The following is a 1,497-nucleotide window of genomic DNA, read 5'->3' as shown; positions in this document are numbered from 1 at the left end:
TAGCACTACTGAGTCAAGCGGTCGCAGTCCTTGAGGCCGTGAATCAAGTATTTGATGGGATTCGATCTTTGGCACGCGGGAGGGCCGGATGGATCTTGATCAAAGCGAAGCACGGTTCGCGTCTTACATTGCGGGACTTGGAAGCGTGATCGGTCACGCGGAGCGGACGCGGCCGCTGCGCGACTATTGTACGGGACTGATGTTGCCCGGTGACCGCAAGAGCGTTGAGCCGATGGCAGCGCGGACGGCTCCGGCGAGGACAGCGGCACAGCACCAGTCGCTGCTGCACTTTGTCGCCAACGCCGATTGGTCGGACGAGACCGTGCTGGCCAAGGTACGCGAGATGGTGCTGCCGGCGATCGAGAAGAGTGGACCGATCGAGGCGTGGATCATCGACGACACCTCGTTCCCTAAGCAGGGCAAGCATTCGGTCGGCGTGCACCACCAATATTGCGGTCAGCTCGGCAAGCAGGCCAACTGCCAGGTGGCGGTGTCGCTGTCGATCGCCAATCATGCCGCCAGCCTGCCGGTGGCCTATCGCTTGTACTTGCCGGAAGCCTGGTCAAAGGATCGTGCACGGCGGAAGAAGGCAGGCGTTCCCAAGCAACTCAAGTTCAGGACCAAGCTACAGATCGCGTTGGAGCAAATCGGCTGGGCCTGCGAAAGCGGCCTGCCACGCGGCGTTGCGTTGATGGATGCAGCATACGGCAGGGACGCGCGGCTGCGCGCAGGCATGACGGAACTTGGCGTGCCTTACGTGGTCGGCATCGTGCCGACCATCCTGATGTGGGCCCCTGGCAGCGCCCCACGGCGGATGGACAAGCCGATGAACAACACCGGCCGTCGTGACGAGCCCGCACTGATCTCGGCCCAAAAAGTGGCGCTCGGTCTACCGAAGCGGGCGTGGCGCACGGTGACGTGGCGCGAAGGCTCGGCCGAGCAATTGTCCTCGCGCTTCGCGCGTGTACCTGTCCGCGTCAGCTACAACAAGCTGATCCCCGAGACGCTATCACCTGAGTGGCTGTTGATCGAATGGCCGGAGGGCGAGGCAGAGCCGACCAAATACTGGCTCTCCACGCTGCCGGAGGACGTCAGCTTCACGCAACTCGTCGATCTGGCCAAGCTGCGCTGGCGCATCGAGCGCGACTACCAGGAACTCAAGCAGGAGGTCGGGCTCGGCCACTACGAAGGGCGCGGCTGGCGTGGCTTCCACCATCACGCAACGCTGTGCATCGCAGCCTACGGCTTCCTTCTCGCCGAGCAGGCGATGATTCCCCCCTCAGGACCTCGTTCCACCGCGCCAGTCGAAGTCCCTCCGTTACCCGACAATTATCGACCCAGAGGCTCCGCCCGCGCGGCCTGAACGCCATGTCCCGAACTCGATCGCAACTATGCGCGTGCGATTGACCCGCGCACTTATAAAAAACTTGCTGAGATGTCCGTGCTGTGGCGGCCACGCAGCTTCGATAAGTCGCGGACGCCTATGACGCAGTAAGA

General features: G+C 62.8%; 1 protein-coding gene. It reads left to right on the top strand.

Features of this window, described 5'->3' with window-relative positions; genetic code table 11:
• The first annotated feature begins 88 nt into the window (after positions 1–88).
• On the top strand, positions 89–1,363 hold the full coding sequence (locus CQ12_RS08775; RefSeq protein WP_057834916.1) for an IS701 family transposase: 1,275 nt from the start codon (positions 89–91) through the stop codon (positions 1,361–1,363).
• Positions 1,364–1,497 lie beyond the last annotated feature (134 nt).

The organism is Bradyrhizobium jicamae, from assembly GCF_001440395.1.
GTDB lineage: Bacteria > Pseudomonadota > Alphaproteobacteria > Rhizobiales > Xanthobacteraceae > Bradyrhizobium > Bradyrhizobium jicamae.
This window is presented reverse-complemented; position numbering and strand designations above follow the sequence as displayed.